This window comes from Endozoicomonas sp. ALB032 (assembly GCF_049310125.1).
In the GTDB taxonomy this organism is placed as follows: Bacteria; Pseudomonadota; Gammaproteobacteria; order Pseudomonadales; family Endozoicomonadaceae; genus Endozoicomonas_A.
The window spans coordinates 73,684-99,909 of record NZ_JBLYNW010000001.1; the positions used below are offsets into that span (position 1 = coordinate 73,684).

The following is a 26,226-nucleotide window of genomic DNA, read 5'->3' on the forward strand; positions in this document are numbered from 1 at the left end:
CCGGTCTGGCCGATGATATTCTGCAACCCAGAATGGAAGTAAAAGACCTCAGTTTCTTTTACAGCAAAGGTTCTGAACCAGCCCTGAAGAACATCAACATGCCGATTTACAACAACAAGGTAACGGCTCTGATTGGTCCTTCCGGCTGTGGTAAATCCACCCTGCTGCGCACCATGAATCGCATCTTCGACCTGTATGGCAGTCAGTCGGCTGAAGGTGAGATTCTGCTGGATAACGAAAATATCCTGCAACGTGGTGTGGATCTGAATGAATTGCGCTCCAAAGTCGGTATGGTTTTCCAGAAGCCTACGCCTTTCCCTATGTCCATTTACGACAACATCACCTTCGGTCTGAAGATGAAAGGTGGACTGAGCAAGCCGGAAATGGCTATTCGTGCCAGAAAGGCCCTGAAGCGAGCCCATCTGTGGAAAGAAGTGAAGGACAAGCTGAATGCCGATGCCAGCAGCCTGTCCGGTGGTCAGCAGCAGCGTCTGTGCATCGCCCGCACCATTGCCCTGGAGCCGGAAGTCATCCTGATGGACGAACCCACGTCGGCTCTCGATCCACTGGCCACCAGCGCCATTGAAGAGCTGATTACTGAACTGCGTCAGAAGTACACCATTGTGATCGTGACTCACAACATGCAACAGGCCATGCGTATCTCTGATTACACCGGCTTTATGTATCTGGGTGAGCTGGTTGAGTTTGATAAAACCGGCAAGATCTTCAACAAAGCTGAAAATCAGAAGACCCGTGACTATATCGCGGGTGACTTTGGTTAAGCATTAACTTCTGATCGTGGAGCCTTTCGGCTCCACATTTTCTTTTACAGAACCAGAGGTTTTAAGACACCCACCGAAGCATGGGAACCAGAGCTAAGTCGTATTATGGCGTGGACAGGTCGATGTTAGAGATGGTCAACTCCAATCAAGAATCACTTTGCCAGACTGGCCGGACCCCATGATTTCAAAACCTTTCTGGAAATCATCCACCGGCATCCGGTGAGTAATCACCGGGGAAATATCCAGACCGGACTGGAGCATACTGGTCATTTTATACCAGGTTTCGTACATCTCACGGCCATAAATACCCTTGATGACCAGACCCTTGAAGATCACCTGATTCCAATCAATAGTGGTATCGCTGGAAGGAATACCCAGCAGGGATACCTTGCCACCGTAGTTCATGTTTTCCAGCATCTGTTGGAAAGCACGACCATTACCAGACATCTCCAGGCCTACGTCAAAGCCTTCTACCATCCCCAGTTTTGCCATGACCTCTTGCAGATCTTCAGTGGCAACGTTAACAGCACAGGTAGCTCCCATTTTACGGGCCAGATCCAGACGGTATTCGTTGACGTCAGTAATGACAACATTACGAGCACCGACATGCCTGCAGATTGCAACCGCCATAATGCCGATAGGACCGGCACCGGTGATCAATACATCTTCACCCACCAGATCAAACGACAGAGCAGTGTGTACAGCATTGCCAAAGGGATCGAAGATGGAGGCCAGATCATCACTGATGTCATCGGGAATCGGGAAAGCATTGGTCGCTGGTATGCAGAGGTACTCTGCGAAAGCTCCTTCCCGATTGACACCCACACCAACCGTGAAATTACAAAGGTGGCGACGGCCGGCACGGCAATTACGGCAGTGGCCACAGGTAATATGACCTTCACCGGACACACGCTGACCTATTTCAAAGCCGCGCACGCCTTCGCCCATTTCCACAATATCACCAATAAACTCGTGTCCTACATGCATTCCAACAGGAATGGTTTTTTGTGACCACTCATCCCAGTTATAGATGTGCATGTCGGTTCCACAGATCGCTGTTTTGCGAATCTTGATCAGAACATCGTTGTAGCCAGGTTCCGGCCTGGGCTTGTCGGCCAGCCAGATGCCTTTTTCCGCTTTCAGTTTTGCCAGGGTTTTCATGTCAGCTTCCTATTCACTCAGCTCCGCAGGTCCTTCAGGAGATAACGCCCAGCTCACGGCCTACTTTAGCAAAGGCTGCAATCACTCGATCCATGTGTTCCTGGTTATGAGCAGCTGACATCTGGGTACGAATTCGGGCTGCGCCCCTTGGAACAACAGGGAAAGAGAATCCTACTACATAGATTCCCTCGTTCAGCATTCGTTCCGCAAACTCGGCCGCCAAAGAAGCATCGCCGAGCATGACGGGAATGATTGCATGGCCATTACCCGCCAGGGTAAAGCCCAGCTTTTCCATCTCGGTGCGGAAGTAATTCGAGTTGTGGCGCAGCTTCTCACGCAGCTCACCGCCCGATTCCAGCATATCCAGCACCTTGATAGAAGCGCTGGCAATGGTTGGACTCAGGGTGTTGGAGAACAGGTAAGGACGGGAGCGGTTGCGCAGCCAGTCGATGACTTCCGGGCTGCGGGCAGAGGTATAACCACCGGAAGCACCACCTAAAGCTTTGCCAAGAGTACCGGTAATAATGTCAACACGATCCATTACACCGCAGTGTTCGTGGGTACCACGGCCATTCTCACCGACAAAACCTGCGGCATGACAGTCATCTACCATGACCATGGCATCGTACTTGTCCGCCAGATCGCAGACACCTTTGAGGTTGGCAATCACGCCATCCATGGAGAATACACCGTCCGTTGCGATCAGCTTGTAACGGGCGCCTGCTTCTGCAGCTTCTTTCAGTTTGGCTTCCAGGTCTGCCATGTCGTTGTTGGCATAGCGGAAGCGCTTCGCCTTGCACAAACGTATACCATCAATGATGCTGGCATGATTCAGAGAGTCACTGATGATAGCGTCTTCAGGGCCCAACAGGGTTTCAAACAAACCGGCATTAGCGTCAAAACAGGAGGAATACAGGATAGTGTCATTCATGCCCAGGAACTCGGAAATACGCTTTTCCAGCTCTTTGTGAACATCCTGGGTTCCACAGATAAAACGTACGGAAGCCATACCGTAGCCATATTTATCCAGCGCCTGCCTGCCTGCGTCTATCAGCTCAGGGGAATTGGCCAACCCGAGATAATTGTTAGCACAAAAATTAATCACTTCTTCGCCAGTATCAACAGTAATATCAGCCTGCTGCTGCGAGGTAATCACTCGCTCGCTTTTGTACAAACCTTCTTTTTTAAGGTCTTCCAGCTGCTCACGCAGTCCAGCATAAAAGTTGGCTTTCATTTCGGCTCCAGAAAACTAAGAATATGAGGGGCTGGCCGGAACAGGCAGTTGCTGCTCTCTTCACAGTCAGACTCTGAGGGAAGCAGTCCCGATTCAACCTCCAAACATACCTCAGGCTGAATAAGGTGCCAATTCCCCATTGTAGAAGAGTTGCAATATTGAATCAGGGTGTCGAGACTCTGTACCAGCATTTGTACGTATTTCAGCTCTCAACCTTACTTGGCGTGCCTATATAAAGAATGATAAATGATCAGACAGTGTCCCGGAGGGAAGGAAAAAGGGCTATCGCAACCGGACAACTGCGACAGCCCGTTTCAGCTACAAAGACAGAGAATTAACAAGAGCCGACAGACTATCTGACTCATTAATGCTGTGTAAAACTTCAACCTGCAGGTCTTTCAGTTCAGTCCTGGCCACCAGAACAACCAGTCCCGCCTGAAGCAGGGCTTCTGTTTTCTGAACCCAGTGTTGGTCCTGATGATCAACGACGACCGGTAAAAGCCCACCATCAAACAAATGACGCTCTACTTTCTGCAGATAACCTTCAGAGCCATCAACCATAACCAGAGCGGCGCCCTGACCCAGTCGATTCGCCCTGTCGCTGGCCAGAACCGTCTCTGCGGTAGCACCCTCGTTCGCAGCAGATTCAACCATGCCTGCGGCAATGGTCGCATTGCTCAAGCGATCAATAACAATAAAAGCACCGGTTTGACGGTTATCCTCATAACGATCAAAAACAACAGGTTGTGTCAGCACCAGCTGGCAGGAGCCTATCTCATTCAGAGCCAGTTGATCGGCCTCCTGTTGTTCCAGGGTATTGATATCCACCCTGTGATTAATGGCTGTGAAACTTCCCGCTACTTTGGTGGTGGCAAATTTGATCAGGTACTGGCGCCCGGGCTTCATGGCCTGCTCTGCCATCCAGACAACACTGGCATTCAGGTGCGAAGAGACCGAAATATCATCCCGGGCATGCACCAGCATATCACCGCGACTGATATCGATCTCGTCATCCAGCGTCAGGGTTATAGCCTGACCCGCAAAACCCTTTTCCAGATCGCCGTCGTAGGTCACCACTCGTGCGACAGAACTTTCCAGTCCGGAGGGTAATACCTTTACTCTGTCGCCGGGCTTAACCACACCGGAAGCGATAGTGCCTGCATACCCCCGGAAATCGAGGTCGGGTCGGCTCACATATTGAACCGGAAGACGGAAGTCATCGAGGTTACGGTCATTCGCCACCTCAACGCTTTCCATCACTTCCATCAGAGTCTGCCCGGTATACCAGTCAGCCTTGTCACTGCGATGAACAACGTTGTCTCCGTCCAGAGCCGATACAGGAACAAAACGAACGTCCCCCAGGTTCAGTGATTCAGAGAAGTCCAGGTACTGATTACGAATTTCCTCAAAACGTGCCTGACTGAAACCCACCAGATCCATCTTGTTGATCGCTACTACCAGGTGTTTGATACCCAGCAGGCTGGCAATGTAGGTATGACGACGGGTTTGTGTCAGCACCCCCTGGCGGGCATCTACCAGAATAATGGCCAGATCACAGGTGGAAGCTCCGGTAGCCATATTTCGGGTGTATTGTTCGTGACCCGGAGTATCAGCAATGATGTACTTCCGGTTTTCTGTAGAGAAGTAGCGATAGGCCACATCAATAGTAATGCCCTGCTCCCGCTCAGCCTGCAAACCGTCCACCAGCAAAGCCAGATCAACTTTTTCGCCCTGGGTTCCTACACGTTTGCTGTCGTTCTCAACAGAGGCCAGCTGATCTTCGTAGATCATGCTGGTGTCATGTAAAAGTCGGCCAATCAGGGTGCTTTTACCGTCGTCGACACTGCCACAGGTCAGGAAACGCAGAATCTCTTTCTGCTCGTGCCTGCGGAGATATTCCTGAATATCCGAAGCAATCAGATCAGACTGATGAGACATTAGAAATACCCCTCTTGTTTTTTCTTCTCCATTGATCCGGCACTGTCGTGATCAATGACCCGCCCCTGACGTTCAGATGTTTTGGTGAGCAGCATTTCCTGAATAACATCAGGCAGAGTGTCAGCTTCTGACTCAACGGCTCCCGTCAATGGGTAGCAGCCCAGAGTACGAAAGCGGACTTTCCTCATCACTGGTTTCTCGCCGGGTTCCAGAGGCATACGTTCATCGTCAACCATAATCAGGTTGCCATCACGTTCTACCACCGGGCGTTCTTTAGAAAGATAGAGAGGAACAATAGGAATATTTTCGCGATAGATATACTGCCAGATATCCAGCTCAGTCCAGTTGGACAGAGGGAAGACCCGAATGCTTTCGCCCTTTTCTACTTCACTGTTGTAGATATTCCAGAGTTCCGGCCGCTGGTTCTTGGGATCCCAGCGGTGGTGCCTGTCACGGAAAGAGTAAACCCGCTCTTTCGCCCGTGACTTTTCTTCATCACGACGAGCGCCACCGAATGCAGCATCAAAACCGTGTTTGTCCAGAGCCTGTTTCAAGGCCTGGGTTTTCATGATATCAGTATGTTTCGCGCTGCCGTGGGAAAAAGGGCCAACGCCCTGTTCTACGCCGTCCTGATTGATATGCACAATCAACTCAAGACCCAGGTCATCGACCAACTGGTCACGGAACTGAATCATTTCCTTGAATTTCCATGTGGTATCAACATGCATGAGCGGAAAAGGCGGTTTACCCGGATAAAAGGCTTTCATGGCAAGATGCAGCATTACCGCTGAATCCTTGCCAATGGAATAGAGCATAACCGGGTTATCAAACTCGGCAGCAACTTCCCTGATAATCTGGATGCTTTCTGCTTCGAGCTGCTTCAAATGGTTGAGGCGCTCTCCAGAAAGCTCGATAGCACGTTCTTTAGTGCTCTCCTGAGTGGCTGTGTCAGACATGAATGCTAAACCCGAAGCTGGCTAAGAGTTGTTCTTAGTTCGAATACTAGCAGCATCAATGGAATATAAAACAAAAAAATTATACCAATAATTCATAACATTATATTAACCCTGAAACGCCATAAACTATCGGTCTGCCTGTTTGATCAAAAGCTCAGACAGGAGAGTCAATATCGACAAAGGTATGTTCAACACCTTGCTGTTCTTCCAGCCATTCACCTAAAGCCCTGACACCGTAGCGCTCAGTAGCGTGGTGTCCGGCGCTGATGTAGTGAATGCCATTTTCGCGAGCAAAGTGGACTGTGGACTCGGAGATTTCACCACTCACAAAAGCATCTACCTTCAGATCCAGGGCCAGATCAATCATGCGCTGGGCCGCACCAGTACACCAGGCCAGAGTTTTAATCTCATGGTCACCGCCCGCAATCAGCAGGGGTTTACGACCCAGTTTTTCTTCAATCTGCCTGCCCAGAACGTCCAGAGAAACAGATGTCGCAGGCCTTCCCCAATTGCCTATCGAGCGAGCTTTTCCCGGCTCCATGCCACCTTCTGTCTTCCAGCCGAGGAGTCTGGCTAGCTGAGCATTGTTACCCAGTTCCTGATGCCCATCCAGCGGCAGATGATAACCGATCAAACTGATGTTGTGCTCGAGAAGTGTTTCAATCCGGCGCTTCTTCATGCCGACAATAGCAGAATCTTCACCCTTCCAGAAGTAGCCGTGGTGAACCAGAATAGCGTCGGCTCTGAGCTCAACGGCCTTATCAATCAGGGCCTGACAAGCCGTCACACCGGTCACAAGACGTTTAATCTGTTCACTTCCTTCGACCTGTAGACCGTTGGGGCAGTAATCTTTGAACAGCCCCGGTTGTAGTTCATCTTCGAGAATCTTCACCAGCTGCTTCAGCGTGATGCTCATTTTTCACTCCACTGTTTATTGGATTCGGGAAGCTGTCACATCATGGTCATGACCAGCTTCCCATAAGTTCGGGGGCTATCTATCAGCCACAAAATACAGGTATATTAGAGGATTATACTGCTGGCTTTCGGGTTTCAAGAATTTTTATTTCCAGCAGCAGAAATCTCGGCCCACAATCATTGACCCACAATCATTGACAAGCACAGCATGAAAAGACTCCTCAACCAGCTCATCTATCCCGCCCTGTCAGGCCTGATTGTTGCCTTGCTGGTGATGTTGCTTGCTCCGAAATGGCTGGGCCTGCCTCATTTGAGTCTCAGTAATGTACTCAGCAGGGGCGAACAACTATTGGGCATTGGCGAGGTTTCCTACAGCTCGGCAGTCAAGGAAGCAGCGCCTGCCGTGGTTAACATTGCTACCGCCACACTGATCAATGAATCCAGCCCCTCCAGAATGCCGAAAAGTCCCTTCACAGAAAACAACCTTGGCAGAGCCAAGGTAGAAACCAGCCTCGGCTCCGGAGTCATTATCAGCCCTGACGGCTACCTGCTGACTAATAATCACGTTATTGAAGGCGCTGACCGTATTGTGGCTGTGCTGAAAGATGGCAGAGAAGAATCCGCAACCATTGTCGGCAGGGACCCAGAGACGGATCTGGCGGTACTGAAAATTGATTTAAACAATTTACCCAGCCTGGATCTGGCCGATTCTGGCCAGGCCGAGGTGGGGGACGTGGTTCTGGCTATAGGTAACCCCTTCGGACTGGGTCAAACAGTCACCATGGGGATTATCAGCGCTACTGGCAGGAATGACCTCAGTCTCAATACTTATGAAGATTTTATTCAAACCGACGCCGCCATCAACGTGGGTAACTCAGGGGGCGCCCTGATCAACGCCCGTGGTGAATTAGTGGGCATTAACACGCTGCTGTTTTCCAGGGGAGGAGGTAATGAAGGCGTTGGCTTTGCGATTCCCTCCAGCATGGCACGATTTGTCACTCAGTCCATCATCAAATACGGTCGTGTTGTGCGAGGCTGGCTGGGCATAGAATCACAGCCACTCACCAGTCGACTGGCGCAAGCGTACGGTGTTGAAAGCAATGTTGGCATTTTGATTTCAGGTGTCTACGACAATGGTCCAGCAGATTTGGCCGGCCTGAAACGTGGAGACATTCTGATGGCCATCAACAACATAAGCACCAATGATGGCAGGAAGGTCATGAATATGGTTGCTCAGGAAGCACCCGGGAGTGAAGTCACCCTACAAATTCTGCGCAACAACCACCCTCTTGAAATGAAGGCGGTTGTCGCGACCCGACCCAATATGGTCAACTGATTCAGGTTTATGACATTAAAGCCAGAAATAAAAAGGAACCAAAAAAACCAGAAAATAAACTCACAGTATGACCCAGCCCCCACCAAAGCCATCCCCTGTAATTGGTGCTGTGACGTTTCAATAATTCCGGGGTTACAGGCTGGAGTCTCGACAGATCTTCTAATAACAGCTGGTTAAACAGTTTGCCTTCAGGACTCTCAAAGCGATCCTCCTTCGTCACTTCTATCTCGACGATCAAAGCCTGCTTTTTATACCCTCTGCCGAGCATGTAATGACTCCAAACCAGCCTGCCATCTGATTTTTTTCGGAGATTTATTCCGAAACCATCAAACTCGCTCAGATGTTCCAGCGGAAAAAACTGTTCCACAAAAGCATCATGATAATACTCGCACCTCAAATCGCATGATGTGGAAAACCAAAGCCACTTTTCATAAGAAGTGGTCTTTTCAACAGTCACACACACTTTTTTTCCAGAAACGTGACAAACGGCTTCTGTTTCAGAATAGCCCAGAGCCCAACTATTGAGACACATTAAAATCAGACATACACTTCCAAGCAGTGGCCGCAGAACAGTCCTACACATAATTGCCCCTCTTTATTCGACTGAGAGTGACAAACATAGCAGTTAGTGAGAAAGCTCATCTGATACTCTTCCTGTTATATCGTCTTTGCCTGTTTTACCGCACGACTCAACAGAAAGAACAACCCTGCAACAGACAGGACGACCAGCAGCATGACCAACCAGCTTGACTGAGACGCTATTGCTTCACTATTCATCAGGGAAACAATGTCGTAGGTTCCGAGACCCAGCCAGATGGAGAAAAGCGTTCTGGGCAACATGCCAAGGAACCCACCCAGCAGGAAAACCGAAAACGGGACCTTCAATGCGGGCATCAACAGGTTCATTAATGCAAAAGGCAAAACGGGCGAAAGCCTGACCATAAACATAAGACTCCAGCCGCTGGCATTGAGGGTTTTCAGTGTTTTTTTGACACGCAGGCTGTTTCGAAAGGTATGCATCAGGTGCCCACCATCCAGAAGTGCTCCCGCACAATAGCCCATTACTGAAGCCATCAGATAAGCTGACAACACATAGGGAATAGCATCCCAGCCAAGAAAAAAACCGGCTACCAGTGCCACAAAAGTGCTGGGCGTCAGAGCCAGAGCCATGGTCACAGCACTCAATAGAAAGAAAGGTAACCACTGCCCAACACTGAGGGCTGAAAGGTCAGCCTGATACCGGATTAATAGTGAAGCCGCCCAGGAACTGAATAGTAGTGGTGTACAGCTGAGCATAAGCGCAGCTATAACAGGCTTTCTGTTTTTCCTGAAGAGTGATAACAACGACACACCAGAAGTCGATGCTTCATTTCTTGATGCGGTATTCTGCTGAACGGGCATGAGCTGTCAGGGATTCTCCTCTTGCCATTACAGAAGCCACTTTACCTATTTCTGAAGCCCCTTCGGGTGAAAAGTGAATCAGTGAAGAGCGCTTCTGAAAATCATACACCCCCAGCGGGGAGGAAAACCGGGCCGTGCCGGATGTGGGCAATACATGATTAGGACCGGCACAATAGTCACCCAAGGCTTCGGCCGTATAACGACCCATAAAAATAGCACCGGCATGACGAATATCAGACAACAAAGCCTGAGGATCTTCTACAGACAACTCCAGATGTTCGGGAGCAATTCGGTTGCTGACCTCACAGGCGGCTTTCATATCCGGAACATGGATCATAATGCCTCGGTTATTCACCGATTCTGCAATGATCTTCCTGCGCTCCATGTCAGGCAACAAGCGGCGCATACTTGCTACAACCTGATCAAGAAAAGCCTGATCCGGAGACACCAGAATTGACTGAGCGTCTTCATCGTGCTCAGCTTGTGAAAACAGATCCATGGCTATCCAGTCCGGATCCGTGTGACCATCGCATAGGATCAGGATTTCCGATGGACCTGCGATCATATCAATGCCCACCTGACCAAACACCTCACGCTTGGCGGTGGCGACATAGATATTGCCAGGGCCAACGATCTTGTCGACGCCGGGAACGGTTTCTGTACCGTAGGCTAGAGCAGCCACGGCCTGAGCTCCACCAATGGTGAACACTTTTTTGACGCCAGCAACAGCGGCAGCGGCAAGCACCATGTCATTGACTACACCATCCGGTGTGGGCACCACCATAATAATTTCTTTTACGCCAGCAACATGAGCCGGAATGGCATTCATCATTACGGATGAAGGGTAGGCAGCCTTCCCTCCGGGCACATAGAGACCAACGCGATCCATAGGCAACACTTGTTGTCCAAGCACGGTTCCGTCCTCTTCCTGGTAAGTCCAGGAAGATTGCACCTGTCGCTCGTGATAGCTTCTGATTCTGCTGGCCGCTGTTTGCAGAGCCTGCCTCTGCTCCTGCGGGATGGTTTCCAGCGCTTTCTGAAGTTGCTCTTCTCCCAGAGTAAGATCTGCCATACCGGAAACAGAAACGCGATCAAAACGATGGGTGAACTCTACCAGAGCCTCGTCACCACGGGAGCGCACTTCGGCGATGATATGCTTAACACGATGCTGAACCTCTTCGTCAGAGACACTATCCCAGGCCAGTAGACGACCCAGCTGCTCATTAAAATCCCGGTTTCCGTAGCTCAGTTGTACAGGATTCACCGTCATCGTATTACTCCGTCGCACTTTTTATCATAAAAACTTTTCATCCCGGATTGGAACAAGAATGCTCTTCCGTCATGGCAGTTAATGGGTTTGGGCGTCTACTGCAGCTCTCAACTGCTGAATCAGTGCATTAATGGCTTCAAACTTTACTTTCATGGAAGCCTTGTTCACCACTAGCCTGGAGGATACCTGAGTGATCAATTCTCTTGGCTCCAGCCCATTGGCCCTCAAGGTATTACCGGTATCCACGACATCAACAATGATATCTGCCAGGCCCACCAGTGGCGCCAGCTCCATAGAACCGTAGAGTTTGATAACATCGGCCTGACGCCCCTGGGATGCATAGTAGCGTCTGGCAACATTCACAAACTTGGTCGCTACTTTGACCCGACCGGTTGTTGGCTCTTCATGCCCGGTTTTACCAGCAGTCATGAGTTTGCATTGAGCAATTTGCAGGTCCAAAGGCTCATAAAGCTCGGTCGATCCATGCTCCAGCAACACATCTTTTCCAGCCACACCGACGTCCGCAGCGCCGTACTCAACATAGGTGGGTACGTCACTGGCTCTGACAATCAACAGATTGACGTCTGGATGAGTAGTAGAAATAATCAGCTTCCTGCTCTTGGCAGGGTCTTCAGCTAGTTCAATACCCGCCGCCTTGAGAAGAGGCAGTGTATCTTTGAGTATGCGCCCTTTGGAAAGCGCTATTGTGATCTGACTGGACATCCGGGACAGGCTTCCTTTGCTTTAAGTGGCGTAGTTTACACCAAACAGAAGATAACGTGGGTGTCATACACCCGTGCCGACTGAGGATTTTTATACTTTTATGAGAGAGAAAGATTCAGAACTGATCTAAGAGGCTCAGCAGGGACAAGCTTGAAGCTTGCCCCTGCTACATAGCTGCAATGAACAGAATGCTATCAGGCAGGTACACGCTGAATTTTCGCACCGAGCTGCTGAAGTTTCTCTTCAATACACTCATAACCACGATCAATGTGGTAAATACGTTCCACAACCGTGTCACCTTCAGCAATCAGGCCCGCAATCACCAGACTGGCTGATGCTCTCAGATCAGTCGCCATAACCGGAGCTGCCTTCAGTGAGTCAACCCCCTTAATCACAACGGTATTGCCTTCTACTTTGACGTCAGCTCCCATCCGCTTCATTTCCTGAATGTGCATAAAGCGGTTTTCGAAAACGGTTTCTGTGATGCTGCCTACGCCATCAGAAATCAGGTTCAACGCCGTAAACTGGGCCTGGATATCGGTTGGCATGGCAGGGTAGGGAGCTGTCCTAAGATCAATCGCTTCCGGACGCTTACCTTTCATGTCCAGCTCAATCCAATCCTCACCCCATTCTACGGTAGCACCAGCTTCGCGCAATTTAATCAGAATCGCATCCAGCAGATCAGGTTGAGTGTCCTTGAGACGAACGCGGCCTCCGGTTGCAGCCGCGGCGATCAGATAAGTACCGGTTTCAATTCGATCAGGTAGAACGGAATAGGTGCACCCTTTAAGACGCTCAACCCCCTGAACACGTATAACATCGGTACCAGCACCCTCAATTTTGGCCCCCATGGTTTTCAGACATTCTGCCAAATCAACCACTTCCGGCTCACGGGCAGCATTCTCGATAATGGTTTCACCATCGGCCAGACAGGCTGCCATAAGAATGTTTTCAGTTCCGGTTACGGTCACGGTATCCATGAAAATACGGGCACCTTTCAGACGATCCCTGATACTGGCCTTGATATAACCATCTTCAACCAAAATATCAGCACCCATAGCCTGCAGGCCACGAATATGCAGATCCACAGGTCGACTGCCGATGGCACAACCGCCGGGCAAAGAGACTTCAGCACGACCGAACCGGGCCAGCAAAGGCCCCAGAACCAGAATGGAAGCCCGCATGGTTTTTACCAGCTCATAGGGCGCTTTCAGCTGCTTGATGGTGCTGGCATGAACTTCAACGTTCATACGCTCATCGACCATCAGATCGATACCCATGCAGCCAAACAGCTCAAACATGGTAGTGATGTCGTGTAAATGGGGAAGGTTGCAGACAGTAACAGGATCATCCGCCAGCAGGGTTGCTGCCAGAATAGGCAGTGCAGAGTTCTTGGCACCGGAGATACGGATTTCGCCATCCAGACGCGTACCACCAGTGATAATCAGTTTATCCATCATAGTTTCACCTGTGATTCGCTGGTTAGGCCTGACGCTGCGCTTCTGAAGGTGTCTGGGTGATCATGGTCACCGCATGAATGGCACCACTGGCGATCAGTTCATTGAGGTGTTTGTACACCATCTGCTGACGTTTGATAGGCAGGGCCCCTTCAAACTGGTCACTGATAATGGTCAGCCGAAGGTCACACCCTTCTCCTTCTACCAGAACCTCTGAACCCGGGAAACTCTCTTCCAGCAGCGCCTTCACTTCGGTGGCTTGCATGCATTCACCTCTCAAAACAGTCATGAGCCGGAAAGACCGCCTCACGCCTTAAAAGCATAAACACAAAAACACCACCCAACAGCGGTATTTTCATGAAAAAATAACAACCACTCAACAAGCCCGTACTCTTTGTACGTACTCGCGGGCAAATCGATGGATCATATCGGACATTGACTGTACTGACCAGTCCCGAAAGGAGACTGGTAGCGAATAAACAGGCAAAAGGGCGTCACTCACTTGCATTTAATCAGGAAGCAGAAGGGCAAGTGCTTTCCTGCAGAATCGACGCTATTCCACAGACCTTGGCCAGGGCAGCAAGCTCCTCCGGTATGTCAGAAAGGCAGAGATGACCACCTCTACTCTGAGCCAGCCTGATCCAGGACAGGCAAACAGACAGGGTTGAGCTATCCCCTTTATGCAGTTGCCCAAGGCTGACTCTCAGGACGCCTCCGGGAGCTACGTCCTCTTCCAACAGCTTACGCCCCTCACTCTCCACCTCGACAGCATTATCAAAATTAACAATCCCGTTAAGAGAAAACTGTCCCGGTGCCAATCGTTCAAGCTGCATGATTTTGATTCCTGAATGCTCATAGCAAAAAATGGACAAAACTACTTCTTGCTGCTGCCGTCTGCTGAAGCCGACATGATAGCAGCCCAGTTATCTATCACGTAGGATACTTTCTTGTGCTTTTTCATAGCGTCTGCAAACTGGCTCTGGAATTGCTTGGCAATATTGATTCCTTCGATTGTCACGTTACGCAGCTTCCAGCGACCATCAACATGCACCATTGAGTAAAAGATCTCGACCGTGTTGGTGCTGGTACGAACCTTCATCCTGACGGGTATACGGCTGATTTGACCTTCCTGATATTTTTTCAGCAACTCAGGTGAGGTTTTATCCACACTCTCGATAACCAGACTAGTGTCGTCCAGAGACAACAGTGCCTTGCCATAGAAACGTATTAAACTATCCTTAAATACCGACTCAAACTTCTCAACCTGTTCAGGATTGCGATGAGCGTACTTGCCCATGACATAGCGGGCTACCTGGTCAAAAGCCACCACCGGAGATAAAAGACGATCGACTTCCTTGAAAAAACCTTCAGGATCTTTCTGGTACTGCTTCTTGTTCTTATTGAAAGTATCCAGCAACTCGGAGGTAATCTTCCTGACTTCCACTTCCGGGGGCTGCAAAGCGGGCGCAGCATAAGATACACCCATTACCATCAGACAGACCAGGGTCGTCATGAATTGTTGAACAGACTTTACCATTTTCATCATTGATTCCATCATCCTCTACAGGCTTTATATATTGGAGTTAATAGCCTTTAGTCCTTATCGACTGAACCCAGAAGGAATTTGCCAATCAACTCCTCCAGGATAACAGCTGACTGGGTATCCTCGAAGCGACCACCGGGCTTGATGTAGTCAGTATCTCCACCAATGCTGATACCAATGTATTTCTCTCCCAGCAGCCCTGCCGTCACGATAGAGGCAGTGCTGTCGACAGGAATGTTATTTATATGGGAATCGATTTCCATATCGACCTTTGCCATATAGGTCTGCTTGTCGAGCTCAACCTTGGTGACCCTGCCAATGATGACACCGGCCAGGGCTACTTTAGCTCTCGGCTTGAGGGCTCCAGTGTTATCAAACATGGCAGTCACGGTATAGGTTTGCTTGCCGCTTTCCAATGAAAGACCACTGACTTTTAGCGCCAGTACAACCAATGCCAGCATCCCGGCCAACATGAAACCGCCGACACTTATCTCTACCGTTCTCATCCGCATCTTAGAGTTCTCCAAACATGACAGCGGTCAAAATGAAATCCAGCCCCAGAATGGCCAGCGAAGAATAAACAACAGTCCTTGTTGTGGCCCTGCTGACCCCCTCTGAAGTGGGGATGGCATCATATCCTTGGAATACCGCTATCCAGGTCACGACAAAACCAAATACAAGACTTTTGATCAGCCCATTCCCTATATCCGCCGCCAGACTGACCGAAGCCTGCATAGTGGCCCAGAAAGAACCTTCATAAATACCCAGCCAATCCACGCCAACCATCACAGCTCCCAGTATACCGACCAGACTGAAAATGGCGGCCAGCAATGGCATGGAGATCACCCCTGCCCAGAAACGAGGCGCAATGACGCGCTTGAGTGGATCAACCCCGATCATTTCCATACTGGACAGTTGTTCTGTGGTTTTCATCAACCCTATTTCAGCCGTCAGAGCCGAACCTGCTCGTCCAGCAAACAACAAAGCTGTAACTACCGGCCCGAGTTCTCTCAAAAGGCTGAGAGCCACCATCTGCCCCACGGCATCTTCTGAGCCGTATCGTATCAGTATGTTGTAGCCCTGCAAGGCCAGCACCATACCAATAAACAGCCCTGACACGGTAACAATAATCAGCGACATGACACCGACACTGTATAACTGCTGAATCAACAAGGAGAATCGGTTACTGAAACCGGCTCGGGAGAAAATAGCCAGTACCAGAAAAATACCTGCCCGGCCCATGGATTGAATCTGATCCAACCCAAAACGGCCGAGCTGCGATAATCTGTCAAGAATACCTGTGCTCATCCGGTCTCCCCACCCAGCAATACTTCTTTATAATCCGGTGCCGGATAATGGAATGGCACAGGACCATCAGATAGTCCGTTCATAAACTGTTTAACCCGGGAATCATTGGAATTCATAAGACGCTTCGGCTCACCCTGGCCAATAACTTCACCATCGGCTATCAGGTAGAGGTAGTCGGAGATTGACGCTGTTTCATGAAGATCGTGTGATACCACAATACTGGTAATATTCAGTGCTTCGTTCAACATTCTGATCAATTTTACCAGCACACCCATGGCTATAGGATCCTGCCCTACAAAAGGCTCGTCGTACATCACCATAGCCGGATCCAGTGCAATGGCTCTGGCCAGTGCCACACGACGGTTCATTCCACCTGACAGTTCTGCCGGCATCAACGACCAGGCCCCCCTTAGCCCTACCGCCTCCAGCTTCATAAAGACAATATCCCGAATCATCGGCTCAGCCAGTCTGGTATGAATGCGCAGAGGAAAGGCAACATTTTCAAACACCGACAAATCGGTAAAAAGCGCACCACTCTGAAAAAGCATGCCCATCTTACGACGGGTACGAAACAACTCTTCACGGGAGAGCAGATCGAGATTCTGGCCATCCACAAAGATCTGTCCGGAGTCAGGGCGAAGCTGACGTCCGATCAAACGTAATAACGTCGTTTTACCAGTACCCGATGGCCCCATAATACCCACCACCTTTCCTCTGGGAATGGCGATATCAACATTCTTGAAAATCGTTCGATCGCCTCGATGAAACGTCAAACCACGGATCTCAATAAAGTTATCACTTGCCTTTGTCATTGGAAGGCTATTCCTTGTCTATGTGTGGACTGCACTCAGTAGCAACCGCCGTCCCCTGGTAGCTTACCACCAACCCGCATCTAATTATGGCGACTTTCAGCTACCTTTTGAACTGTGGGAACGTATCCTTATCAGTATCACTGCATCCAAACAGCTTCTTTACCGGCTTTTTACTATCTTTTCACTATCAACAGACTTAGACTGGGCTTTTTTATCTAGAGTCCGTACTGGCAGAACAATGCTATATGAACCGATCCGTTCCGAGAATGACTGCTCCCTTTCTGATAATGGTTTTTTCACACAATAATGACTGAATAAAATCATCTTGCCGCTTCCAAGGTAAAAAAAAAAGTATCTCAGCCAATCATCCTGAATTAGAGAAGAGAATTTATCCTATGCTCATTGCCCTTGCTGCCATCCTGGTGGGTTTCATTATCCTGACCTGGAGTGCAGACCGTTTTGTTGCCGGTGCCGCTGCTACGGCCAGCAATCTGAACGTCTCAAGAATGTTAATCGGCCTGACAGTGGTCTCCATAGGCACCTCTGCACCTGAAATTCTGGTCTCTCTATCGGCTGCACTGCAAGGATTCCCGGGACTGGCCGTGGGCAATGCCATGGGTTCAAACATCGCCAACATCGGCCTGGTTCTGGGTGTTACTGCCCTGATAGCCCCCCTGCCTGTTAAAGCGGCTCTGACCAAGAGAGAAATTCCCCTTCTGTTGGTGATAACTATTATTTCCGGTCTCTGCATTGCCAATGGTTATCTGGGTCGAATAGATGGTTTGATTCTGCTGGCAGGCCTCGTCATTACCCTTTACCTGATGATCCACTGGCAGAAACAACACCCGGATGAGGCAGTGGTGGAAGATGAAGACATTCCAGAGCTGTCCTCAGCAAAAGCCTGGTTTATGCTGGGTTCTGGTCTTTTACTGTTGCTGGGCAGCTCACAGCTACTGGTATGGGGGGCCACCGAGATTGCTAAGGCCATGGGCATCAGCGACCTTGTGATCGGGTTGACGATTGTTGCCATTGGCACCAGTCTGCCAGAGCTGGCCGCATCCATCACCAGCGCTCTGAAAGGCCATCATGATATTGCCCTGGGTAATGTGATCGGCTCAAACACGTTTAACCTTCTGGCGGTTCTCTCCATGCCCGGACTCGTAGCTCCCGGAGCACTGGATCAGGCAGTTATCCTGCGGGATTATCCTGTTATGCTGGGCATGACAATATTGTTGACCCTGGTCTGCGTGATTGGCAGGAAACCTCGACATTTGGGCAGAATGACAGGCATTGCGCTGCTCTCAATATACTTTCTCTATGGTGCCTGGTTATTCATTCAGCACTGACTTTTTCAGGCAGGGCTGACCGGTCAGCTCTGCCTCCCGGGCTTCTCCATTTTAGCCCGTGTTAAGACTATCCTGCACGGCAACTGCTCCTGCATCCATGCGGTCGTGCGGTTGCGATAAGGTCTATAGTATCGGAATCAGGAGGAACTGATCATAGTGCACAGGTTTTAATGCAGAAATCCCGAACTGTTACTGTGGCGAAAGGCACTATAGAATAGCCGTGTCACAACTAATCTGTACGTAATATGACTACTGACGAGCCGTTCATCTCAATTGGTCGCCGCACCGTTACCATGGAACTGGAAGCTGTTCAGAGCCTGATAGACAGGATCGACAGCAGTTTTGCCAGTGCCTGCCGTGTTATGCTTGAATGCCGTGGCCGGATTATTGTCGTTGGCATGGGCAAGTCGGGACATATTGCCCGCAAGCTTGCTGCAACCCTCGCCAGCACCGGCACCCCTGCCTACTTTGTACACCCCGGAGAAGCCAGCCATGGTGATATGGGAATGGTCACCCATGAAGACGTGGTTCTGGCTCTTTCCAATTCTGGCGAAACCAGCGAAGTCATTACTCTATTGCCCCTGCTGAAAAGACTGGGCACCCCCCTGATCAGCATGACCGGCAACCCGAATTCAACACTGGCGAAAGATGCTGAAGCCCATCTCAACACCGGGGTGGAAAAAGAAGCATGTCCTCTGGATCTCGCGCCTACCTCGAGCACGACCACAGCCCTTGTAATGGGCGACGCACTGGCCATTGCCCTGCTGGAAGCCCGCGGGTTTACTGCAGAAGACTTTGCTTTCTCTCACCCTGGTGGCTCTTTAGGTAAACGACTGCTTCTGAAAGTAAAAGACATCATGCACATTGGCAGACGGGTACCAGAAGTTCCCCTGGGCACACCAATGAGCGAAGCCCTGCTGGAAGTTACTCGCAAAGGCCTGGGCATGACCGCCATTGTCGATAACAAACGCCATGTCATTGGCATTTTCACCGATGGTGACCTGCGTCGGGCTCTGGACAAGGGCGTCGACCCCAAATCCACACTGATTGATGAAGTGATGACCAGCCACTGCAAAACCATCCACCCCGAGATTCTTGCGGCTGAAGCCCTGAAGATTATGGATGACCGGAAAATCAATGCTCTGATCTGTGTTGATGATGACAATGAACTGATCGGTGCCATTAATATGCACGACCTACTGAAGGCGGGCGTTGTATGATCAGTTCTTCACTACAATCTGCCGCCGCCAGGGTTCGTTTGGCTGTTTTTGATGTCGATGGTGTTCTCACTGACGGCAAACTGTTGTTTGGTGAGCATGGCGAATCAATGAAAATATTCAATACTCTCGACGGTCATGGCCTGAAAATGCTCAAGCAGTCGGGTGTAAAAACGGCCATCATCACCGGCCGTCGATCCGTATTTGTTGAAAAACGAGCCTCCGACCTGGGCGTAGATTTTCTCTATCAGGGCCGCGAAGACAAGTTTGTCGCTCTGAAAGAATTGCTTCAGGAAGAAGGGCAAGGTCTTAGCCTGGATGAAGTGGCCTACATCGGAGACGATCTGCCAGATCTTCCAGCCATTCGACAGGTTGGTTTTGGCTGCAGCGTTCCTAACGGGCACTACTACGTTCGTGAACACTCACCTGCTATCACTACTAATCGTGGCGGCGAAGGTGCAGCCAGAGAATTTTGTGATTTCATTCTTAAAGCCAAAGGCAAGCTGGATGACATGCTGGCCAGTTACCTGAAATAGAGAGTTAAAATACCCAAAATATCGCTGTGATAGTTTTCCACCATTACAGCGATACCTTTCCATTCAAGCGTTTCTTTGACGACAAGAAAGCACTACCGTTCAACTCTTCTTACGTAAGGCCGACAGCGAGTGTCTAGTATTTGAAAACATTCGTCTGCAGCCCCTGATGATCAAATAAAATCATGGTAAACTGAATTCATTTGCTGCGAAAATGCTGCCGACTGCACAAACCGGGCATCATTTTCCTGAATGGCCTTCTTTTGTCGGTATCTGCCTTTGCAGACTCTGACCAGATTGTGACCCGGAGCCAATGATCTGATGCCCAATCGGAACCTGATAATGATTGCTTTTCTGATGCTGATAATGGTCGGAGTTGGCTATTGGGCTTATGACAGCAAACTCCATGTTGGGGTTCAGAAAAAACAGCCTCTGGTTCGTGAGAACGCTGACTACTATTTCATTGACACCAGGGTCACCCAGTACAACAAAGAGGGCGAACTGGATTACATACTGGTCTCAGACAGTATCACCCATTACCCGCACAATGACACAACGTTGCTGCAAACCCCTCATCTGGAGAATTTCAATACCCCCGGAAAACCCATGGTGGCCGACGCCCTCTATGGCAAACTGTTGCCCGGCAGCGAGGATATAGAGCTCTGGGATGATGTGGTGATGACCCAGACGAACCTCGGCAATGGTAGTAAGGTTCGAATAGACACTGATTTCATGACCATATACTCTGAAAAGGATCTGGCAGTCACTGATCGACCGGTACTGATCACCAACGACACTGGACGTACGCGCGCCATTGGTATGGAGGCTTTCTTCAAGGAGAGTCTGGTTAAACTCAAGTCTAGGGTAAGAGGATTTCATGAGCCAAAGCCATGAACAGGCCAAGCGCCTTGATCCAAATGAGCGGCCAGACAGAAAGAGTCGTCGCAGAGGGGTCGAATATTACCTGATGCTGGGGGCCACGGTTCTGCTTCCAGTCATGGCACAAGCATTGCCATCTGACCGGCAGAAGCCTATTGAGATCGAGTCCAACACCGCCGATATCGATAACAAGAAAGGTGTATCCATCTATAAAGGCAATGTTGTGATGATTCAGGGCACCACCCGAATTACCGGAGACAAGGTGACCATCTATTCCGTCCAGCAGGAAGTTAAAAAAATTGTGGCAGAAGGCGACAAGGAAAGAGCTTACTACGAAGAACAGCAACCTGATGATCAGGGCATTCTGAAAGCCTGGGGTCATACTATCGATTATCAGGTGGCTGGCGATAAGATCCAACTGATCAAGCAGGCGCAGTTGACCCAGAAGGGTGATACCTTCACAGGTGAACGCATTGATTATGACCTGACCAAACAGACCGTGAATGCCAAGGGCAGTGAGAACAAAAGCAACCCGGATGGTCGGGTCAAAATGATTTACCAACCCAAACCTGAGAGCAAGCAGTAGTACTCATATCCCATTACACTCACTGCTCAACGACTGAACAGGCTTGAAAGGGCTGCCAGAAAAACGACAGCTAACTTTTAAACAGGAAGACAAACTCCGGATGGCAACGCTTAAGGCAGAACATCTCAGTAAAAGCTACAAAGGCAGACAGGTCGTCAAAGATGTATCTCTGGCTGTCGACAGTGGTCAAATTGTCGGACTTCTTGGCCCCAACGGGGCAGGTAAAACTACCTGCTTCTACATGATTGTAGGTCTCGTAAAAGCAGACGGTGGACAGGTTGACCTTAGTGGCCAGAGTTTAACTCACGAACCTATGCATGGCCGGGCCAGAGCTGGCGTAGGTTATCTGCCACAGGAAGTTTCTATTTTCAGGAAATTGACGGTCACCGATAACCTGCTCTCGATATTGGAAACCCGTTCCGACCTTTCCCGGAAAGATCGCATCGCAAAAATGGAGTCATTGCTGGAAGAGTTTAATATCAATCATATCAGGGACAATCCGGGTATGAGCCTTTCCGGTGGTGAAAAGCGCAGGGTAGAAATTGCCCGAGCTCTTTGCACTGACCCAAAATTTATTCTGCTCGATGAACCCTTTGCCGGTGTTGACCCCATTTCTGTTGGTGACATCAAGGCCATTATCACGCACCTGAAAGCCCGGGACATCGGAGTCCTGATTACCGACCACAATGTCCGGGAGACACTGGATATCTGCGAGAAGGCCTACATTGTCAGCGAAGGCACTATTATTGCCGAGGGTGATAGTCAGACTGTCCTGGCTAATCAAAAGGTTCGTGACGTTTATCTCGGGCATCAGTTCAGTCTCTGATCATCTCTTGACTGGTCTCGCGAAAGAAGCGGGCAAAGATGTTGAGCTGATTTATTTTCATACTCTTGTTCTGAATGTTGCATGGCTGACTTGATGAATCACTTTCCCGAAGCTTCAGATGTGATTATAATCCCAGTGACATGGAGAGTAGCCCAATCAAAATAATGAGCAGACACTGAGATATAACTGTCAGGCGCTGATGGCATCAAATCTGGCACCCTCAGTGCAGACACCGAAGTAAAGGTATACAGTTGCCTATGAAGCCATCCTTACAGCTAAAAATGGGCCAGCAGCTGACCATGACACCTCAGCTGCAGCAGGCCATAAGGCTTCTGCAACTTTCCACTCTGGACCTTCAGCAGGAAATCCAGGAAGTTCTTGAATCCAATCCGATGCTGGAGTCTGAAGAGTCCGTTGAAGAACCACCTGCATCTGGTGATGAAGGGGAACAGCCTGTTGACTTCAATGAAAAAGCAGAACAGCCCCCGGAACCAGAAGAGCCCCAGTGGGCTGACAGCATACCCAATGACCTGCCCGTTGACTCCGGATGGGATGATGTCTATTCCAGCCTGCCCGCTGCAACCGATGAGGAACATGATCCTTTTGCCCGCTCCCGGGCCAATGAGTCCCTCCAGGACTATCTGGAATGGCAGTTAAACCTGACTCCCATGACTGACAGAGACAGGCTGATGGGCCTGGCTGTGATCGAAGCCATCAATAATGACGGGTACCTCACTCACTCCCTGGAAGAAATTTATCTCTCGCTACAGGAACAGGTAGAGGAACTGGCGTTTGAAGAACTTCAGGTCATGCAACGACGGATTCTTCACTTTGATCCGGTGGGTTGTGCCAGCGCCAACCTGAAAGAATGTCTCGAAGTTCAACTCAATCAACTGCCACAAGAAACCCACTTCCTGAAAGAAGCACGTCTGCTGATCCAGAATCATCTACAGGCTCTGGGTAGTCGTGACTATGCCCAAATCATGCGGCGTACCCGTCTCAAAGAACATCAACTGAGGGAAGCCCTTAGCCTTGTTCAAAGCCTCAACCCGAGGCCCGGATCAGAAATCGGCCAGGCGGACACGGAATACGTCACCCCCGATATTTCGGTCACCAAAGTCAGGGACCGCTGGGCGGTTGATCAGCTGCAGGAAGCCCGCTGGTTTCTGAAAAACCTGCAAAGTCGTAACGAAACCTTACTGAAAGTAGCGGGCAAGATTGTTGAATTTCAGAAAGATTTTCTGGAGCAGGGTGAGCAGGCCATGAAGCCCCTGGTGTTGGCAGACATTGCTCAGGCAGTGGATATGCACGAGTCCACTATTTCCAGGGTCACTACACAGAAATACATGCACACTCCAAGAGGCGTGTTTGAGCTGAAATACTTTTTCTCCAGCCATGTCAGCACAGCCACTGGTGGAGAGTGCTCATCAACAGCCATCAGAGCCTTGATTAAAAAACTGGTATCCGATGAAAACCCTAAAAAACCACTGAGTGATAACAAAATCGCCGGCTTGCTGGGGGACCAGGGGATCAAAGTGGCCAGGAGAACCATCGCCAAATATCGTGAATCAATGAATATACCGCCATCGAATGAACGCAAGCAGCTTATCTGAGCCTTCAGCGATTGAGGTAACAAGCCCTTATACCACAAATCGCCCCATAGATTTTTTGTCTCAGAACAGCGCTAACTGTCATTGACAGTGATAGACTTTCAATCAGGGTTGCCCGTACAATCCCGGGGGCAGTCCAATGTCGAGAATCGGGATCAGCAGGAGAGCGTTACATGCAAGTCAACATCAGTGGACATCATGTAGAGGTGACTGAGGCTCTGAAAGATTATGTCACCAAGAAACTCGACCGCCTTGCCGCCCACTTTGATCAGATTACAAACGTTCAGGTCACTCTGAGTGTTGAGAAACTGAAGCACAAAGTGGAAGCGACTCTACATGTTCGTAGGGCGGATATTAATGCAACCGCTGAGGCTGAAGATATGTACGCTGCCATTGATGACATGTCGGACAAACTGGATCGACAACTGGTAAAACACAAAGAGAAAACGCTTGACCGGCTACAGGGTGCCAACGGCCGCCTGTAAGCATCGATCGTTGTATGATTATTGAAAACATTCTAACCCCCGGGCGCACCCTCTGCGATGTGCAGGGGGCCAGCAAAAAGAAAATCCTGGAAATTGTTGCGGAAATCATCAATGAGCATGTTCCCGCTATCAAAACCAAGGATCTGTTTAACAAGCTGATTAACAGAGAGCGACTCGGTACCACCGGTTTGGGCAAAGGCATAGCCCTGCCTCACTGTCGCTCCAGTGCTTGTCAGCATCCTACCGGACTTCTGATCAAACTGTCTGAACCCATAGATTTTGACTCTGTGGACAAGCAGCCGGTCGATCTGGTGTTCGCACTTATTGTTCCGGAAGAAAATACTCAGGAACATCTCAATATATTGCAGGCTGTCGCTGAGCGCTTTCAATCAGAAGTATTGTTAAGTCAGATGCGAGCGGCAGAAAATTCCGAGGCACTTTACAGCATCATCTGTTCCCCCGTTTAACGACTGTAGATAAAAAATATTTTGCTTGCTGATCTGATAACAGAAGCAGGCAAAATGTTTCTTGCTCAGAAATCCTTTCTTCTTCACTTTTGTCACTACAAAGCCTATTTATCCTTCAAAACTGCATGGAATAGAAATATCCGGACTATGCTAGAAATAAAAGAAAGCGACTGGTTCTAATCTCATTAGGTTTTGATAGACTTGCCTCACTCGGAACCAGGTGAGAGACCTGTTTACACAGTCAAACAATCGGGAAGGACACACCATGAAGCTGGTCATCATCAGTGGACGTTCAGGCTCCGGCAAAAGCTCCGCCCTTCACGCCCTTGAAGATGAGGGTTTTTACTGTGTAGACAACCTTCCTGCCAGCATGCTGAATGATCTGCCAACCAATCTTAAAAGCAACCTGGTCGAACCGCACCGTATGGCTGTCAGCCTCGATGTTCGTAATGTGCCCGGCTCTCTGGAACGCTTCCCGACATTGTTGGAAAAGTTGAAAAAACAGGGGGTTGAGTGTCAAGTAATCTTTCTCGACGCAGACAGCAACACCCTGATGAAGCGCTATAGTTCGACACGCCGTCGCCATCCTCTGAGCAATGACAAGGTTTCCCTGACAGAAGCCATTAATCTGGAAAAGAAACTGCTGGCCCCACTGGCTGAAGAAGCTGATATTAGGCTGGACACTTCGCCACTGTCTGTCCATGAAATCAGAGAACAGATAAGACAACGACTCTGCGGCTCCACCAGCAAAAGTATGACCCTGATGATCCAGTCCTTTGGCTTCAAGCACGGTATGCCAGTTGATGCCGACTACGTCTTTGATGTTCGCTGTCTGCCTAATCCTTTCTGGGTTGAAGCCTTAAGATCCTTCACTGGTCAGGATCAGCCAGTTAAAGATTTTCTGGCATCAGAACCCATGGTGAATGAGATGTTTGAAGATCTCAGCACATTCGTGGAAAAATGGTTACCAAGGTTCGAATCCGGACAGCGCAGTTATATGACGATTGCGATCGGATGTACCGGGGGGCAGCACCGTTCCGTATTTATTAGTGAAAAACTGGGCGAGTGGCTCAAAGAACGTTTTGACTGTGTTCAGGTCAGACATCGGGAGCTTTCCAAATAATGATCCAGAAGCAGATCACCATTATTAATAAACTTGGTTTACATGCTCGGGCAGCATCCAAATTTGTTTCTACAACGACGGCTTTTGCCAGCCAGGTGAAGGTGAGCTTTAACGGCCGTGAAGTGGATGGGAAAAGTATCATGGCCGTCATGATGCTGGCTGCTGGAAAAGGCTCTGTCCTTGATTTGACATTTGAAGGCCATGATGAAGAAGAGGCCTGTTCGGCTCTGTGCAATCTGATCAATGATTTTTTTGAAGAGGGTGAGTAGTCACCCTTTTCATCATTAAATCCCTGTTTATACTGGTCTCTCGAAAAGC

General features: G+C 49.6%; 29 protein-coding genes. 13 read left to right on the forward strand and 16 right to left on the reverse strand.

Annotated elements, in window-relative coordinates:
* The first annotated feature begins 32 nt into the window (after positions 1 to 32).
* The gene (gene pstB / locus ACO6VG_RS00240) at positions 33 to 782 is read left to right on the forward strand and encodes a phosphate ABC transporter ATP-binding protein PstB (RefSeq protein ID WP_422137138.1); all 750 of its coding nucleotides are present in this window, start codon (positions 33 to 35) and stop codon (positions 780 to 782) included.
* A 135-nt stretch (positions 783 to 917) separates the two neighbouring features.
* On the opposite strand, the gene tdh is transcribed toward pstB, so the two are convergent.
* From tdh to ACO6VG_RS00265, 5 genes are all read right to left on the reverse strand, one after another.
* Entirely contained in the window at positions 918 to 1,943 is a 1,026-nt protein-coding gene (gene tdh / locus ACO6VG_RS00245) for an L-threonine 3-dehydrogenase (RefSeq protein ID WP_422135049.1), read from the reverse strand.
* 34 nt (positions 1,944 to 1,977) lie between these two features.
* Positions 1,978 to 3,177, reverse strand: a complete 1,200-nt coding sequence (locus ACO6VG_RS00250) for a glycine C-acetyltransferase (RefSeq protein ID WP_422135050.1) — start codon at positions 3,175 to 3,177, stop codon at positions 1,978 to 1,980.
* Positions 3,178 to 3,495: 318 nt separating this feature from the next.
* Positions 3,496 to 5,115, reverse strand: a complete 1,620-nt coding sequence (cysN, locus tag ACO6VG_RS00255; protein ID WP_422135051.1) for a sulfate adenylyltransferase subunit CysN — start codon at positions 5,113 to 5,115, stop codon at positions 3,496 to 3,498.
* The gene (gene cysD, locus ACO6VG_RS00260) at positions 5,115 to 6,071 is read right to left on the reverse strand and encodes a sulfate adenylyltransferase subunit CysD (protein ID WP_422135052.1); all 957 of its coding nucleotides are present in this window, start codon (positions 6,069 to 6,071) and stop codon (positions 5,115 to 5,117) included. The genes cysN and cysD overlap by 1 nt, the downstream gene beginning before the upstream one ends.
* Before the next feature lie 154 nt (positions 6,072 to 6,225).
* A complete protein-coding gene (locus ACO6VG_RS00265; RefSeq protein ID WP_422472183.1) occupies positions 6,226 to 6,987 on the reverse strand; it encodes a Nif3-like dinuclear metal center hexameric protein in 762 nt (253 codons plus the stop codon).
* A 207-nt stretch (positions 6,988 to 7,194) separates the two neighbouring features.
* Here ACO6VG_RS00265 and ACO6VG_RS00270 point away from each other — a divergent pair, with 207 nt between their 5' ends.
* Positions 7,195 to 8,322: a S1C family serine protease gene (locus tag ACO6VG_RS00270; RefSeq protein WP_422135054.1), complete on the forward strand. Its 1,128-nt coding sequence runs from the start codon at positions 7,195 to 7,197 to the stop codon at positions 8,320 to 8,322.
* Between the two features lie 7 nt (positions 8,323 to 8,329).
* On the opposite strand, the gene ACO6VG_RS00275 is transcribed toward ACO6VG_RS00270, so the two are convergent.
* The 11 genes from ACO6VG_RS00275 to ACO6VG_RS00325 all read right to left on the reverse strand — a co-directional run bounded on the left by ACO6VG_RS00275 (position 8,330) and on the right by ACO6VG_RS00325 (position 16,836).
* Positions 8,330 to 8,905 carry a hypothetical protein gene (locus tag ACO6VG_RS00275; protein WP_422472185.1) on the reverse strand — a complete coding sequence of 192 codons (576 nt, stop codon included), beginning with the start codon at positions 8,903 to 8,905 and terminating at the stop codon, positions 8,330 to 8,332.
* Positions 8,906 to 8,979: 74 nt separating this feature from the next.
* Positions 8,980 to 9,723 (reverse strand): TVP38/TMEM64 family protein, encoded by a 744-nt coding sequence (locus tag ACO6VG_RS00280; RefSeq protein ID WP_422472187.1) that lies wholly within the window; start codon positions 9,721 to 9,723, stop codon positions 8,980 to 8,982.
* Complete coding sequence (gene hisD / locus ACO6VG_RS00285; protein WP_422409503.1) at positions 9,689 to 10,993, reverse strand: histidinol dehydrogenase; 1,305 nt, start codon at positions 10,991 to 10,993, stop codon at positions 9,689 to 9,691. The genes ACO6VG_RS00280 and hisD overlap by 35 nt, the downstream gene beginning before the upstream one ends.
* A 78-nt stretch (positions 10,994 to 11,071) precedes the next feature.
* Positions 11,072 to 11,716: an ATP phosphoribosyltransferase gene (hisG, locus tag ACO6VG_RS00290; RefSeq protein WP_422138759.1), complete on the reverse strand. Its 645-nt coding sequence runs from the start codon at positions 11,714 to 11,716 to the stop codon at positions 11,072 to 11,074.
* Between the two features lie 194 nt (positions 11,717 to 11,910).
* Positions 11,911 to 13,173: a UDP-N-acetylglucosamine 1-carboxyvinyltransferase gene (gene murA / locus ACO6VG_RS00295; RefSeq protein WP_422137139.1), complete on the reverse strand. Its 1,263-nt coding sequence runs from the start codon at positions 13,171 to 13,173 to the stop codon at positions 11,911 to 11,913.
* 25 nt (positions 13,174 to 13,198) lie between these two features.
* Positions 13,199 to 13,438, reverse strand: coding sequence for a BolA family protein (locus ACO6VG_RS00300; protein ID WP_317145347.1), 240 nt, complete (start codon positions 13,436 to 13,438; stop codon positions 13,199 to 13,201).
* A gap of 247 nt (positions 13,439 to 13,685) precedes the next feature.
* Positions 13,686 to 14,006, reverse strand: a complete 321-nt coding sequence (locus tag ACO6VG_RS00305) for an STAS domain-containing protein (protein ID WP_422135059.1) — start codon at positions 14,004 to 14,006, stop codon at positions 13,686 to 13,688.
* A 41-nt stretch (positions 14,007 to 14,047) separates the two neighbouring features.
* Positions 14,048 to 14,719: an MlaC/ttg2D family ABC transporter substrate-binding protein gene (locus ACO6VG_RS00310; protein WP_422135060.1), complete on the reverse strand. Its 672-nt coding sequence runs from the start codon at positions 14,717 to 14,719 to the stop codon at positions 14,048 to 14,050.
* Between the two features lie 47 nt (positions 14,720 to 14,766).
* Complete coding sequence (mlaD, locus tag ACO6VG_RS00315; RefSeq protein ID WP_422135061.1) at positions 14,767 to 15,228, reverse strand: outer membrane lipid asymmetry maintenance protein MlaD; 462 nt, start codon at positions 15,226 to 15,228, stop codon at positions 14,767 to 14,769.
* A 1-nt stretch (position 15,229) separates the two neighbouring features.
* Positions 15,230 to 16,024 (reverse strand): lipid asymmetry maintenance ABC transporter permease subunit MlaE, encoded by a 795-nt coding sequence (mlaE, locus tag ACO6VG_RS00320; RefSeq protein ID WP_422135062.1) that lies wholly within the window; start codon positions 16,022 to 16,024, stop codon positions 15,230 to 15,232.
* Positions 16,021 to 16,836 (reverse strand): ATP-binding cassette domain-containing protein, encoded by an 816-nt coding sequence (locus tag ACO6VG_RS00325; RefSeq protein WP_422135063.1) that lies wholly within the window; start codon positions 16,834 to 16,836, stop codon positions 16,021 to 16,023. The genes mlaE and ACO6VG_RS00325 overlap by 4 nt, the downstream gene beginning before the upstream one ends.
* A 395-nt stretch (positions 16,837 to 17,231) precedes the next feature.
* Between ACO6VG_RS00325 and ACO6VG_RS00330 the strand changes: the two genes are divergently transcribed.
* The 11 genes from ACO6VG_RS00330 (at position 17,232) to ACO6VG_RS00380 (ending at position 26,177) form a co-directional block, all read left to right on the forward strand.
* Complete coding sequence (locus ACO6VG_RS00330; RefSeq protein WP_422135064.1) at positions 17,232 to 18,182, forward strand: calcium/sodium antiporter; 951 nt, start codon at positions 17,232 to 17,234, stop codon at positions 18,180 to 18,182.
* 245 nt (positions 18,183 to 18,427) lie between these two features.
* Positions 18,428 to 19,402, forward strand: a complete 975-nt coding sequence (locus ACO6VG_RS00335; RefSeq protein WP_422135065.1) for a KpsF/GutQ family sugar-phosphate isomerase — start codon at positions 18,428 to 18,430, stop codon at positions 19,400 to 19,402.
* Positions 19,402 to 19,935, forward strand: coding sequence for a KdsC family phosphatase (locus tag ACO6VG_RS00340; protein ID WP_422137140.1), 534 nt, complete (start codon positions 19,402 to 19,404; stop codon positions 19,933 to 19,935). Before ACO6VG_RS00335 ends, ACO6VG_RS00340 begins: the two co-directional genes overlap by 1 nt.
* Positions 19,936 to 20,253: 318 nt before the next feature.
* Entirely contained in the window at positions 20,254 to 20,826 is a 573-nt protein-coding gene (lptC, locus tag ACO6VG_RS00345; protein ID WP_422135066.1) for an LPS export ABC transporter periplasmic protein LptC, read from the forward strand.
* Entirely contained in the window at positions 20,810 to 21,397 is a 588-nt protein-coding gene (lptA, locus tag ACO6VG_RS00350) for a lipopolysaccharide transport periplasmic protein LptA (protein ID WP_422412984.1), read from the forward strand. The genes lptC and lptA overlap by 17 nt, the downstream gene beginning before the upstream one ends.
* A gap of 100 nt (positions 21,398 to 21,497) precedes the next feature.
* The gene (lptB, locus tag ACO6VG_RS00355; RefSeq protein WP_422135068.1) at positions 21,498 to 22,223 is read left to right on the forward strand and encodes an LPS export ABC transporter ATP-binding protein; all 726 of its coding nucleotides are present in this window, start codon (positions 21,498 to 21,500) and stop codon (positions 22,221 to 22,223) included.
* 257 nt (positions 22,224 to 22,480) lie between these two features.
* Complete coding sequence (locus tag ACO6VG_RS00360) at positions 22,481 to 23,836, forward strand: RNA polymerase factor sigma-54 (protein WP_422472189.1); 1,356 nt, start codon at positions 22,481 to 22,483, stop codon at positions 23,834 to 23,836.
* 170 nt (positions 23,837 to 24,006) lie between these two features.
* Complete coding sequence (gene hpf / locus ACO6VG_RS00365) at positions 24,007 to 24,318, forward strand: ribosome hibernation-promoting factor, HPF/YfiA family (RefSeq protein ID WP_422135070.1); 312 nt, start codon at positions 24,007 to 24,009, stop codon at positions 24,316 to 24,318.
* Between the two features lie 14 nt (positions 24,319 to 24,332).
* A complete protein-coding gene (locus tag ACO6VG_RS00370; protein ID WP_422412987.1) occupies positions 24,333 to 24,785 on the forward strand; it encodes a PTS sugar transporter subunit IIA in 453 nt (150 codons plus the stop codon).
* A gap of 265 nt (positions 24,786 to 25,050) precedes the next feature.
* The gene (rapZ, locus tag ACO6VG_RS00375) at positions 25,051 to 25,908 is read left to right on the forward strand and encodes an RNase adapter RapZ (RefSeq protein ID WP_422135072.1); all 858 of its coding nucleotides are present in this window, start codon (positions 25,051 to 25,053) and stop codon (positions 25,906 to 25,908) included.
* Positions 25,908 to 26,177, forward strand: a complete 270-nt coding sequence (locus tag ACO6VG_RS00380; RefSeq protein WP_422135073.1) for an HPr family phosphocarrier protein — start codon at positions 25,908 to 25,910, stop codon at positions 26,175 to 26,177. The genes rapZ and ACO6VG_RS00380 overlap by 1 nt, the downstream gene beginning before the upstream one ends.
* Positions 26,178 to 26,226 lie beyond the last annotated feature (49 nt).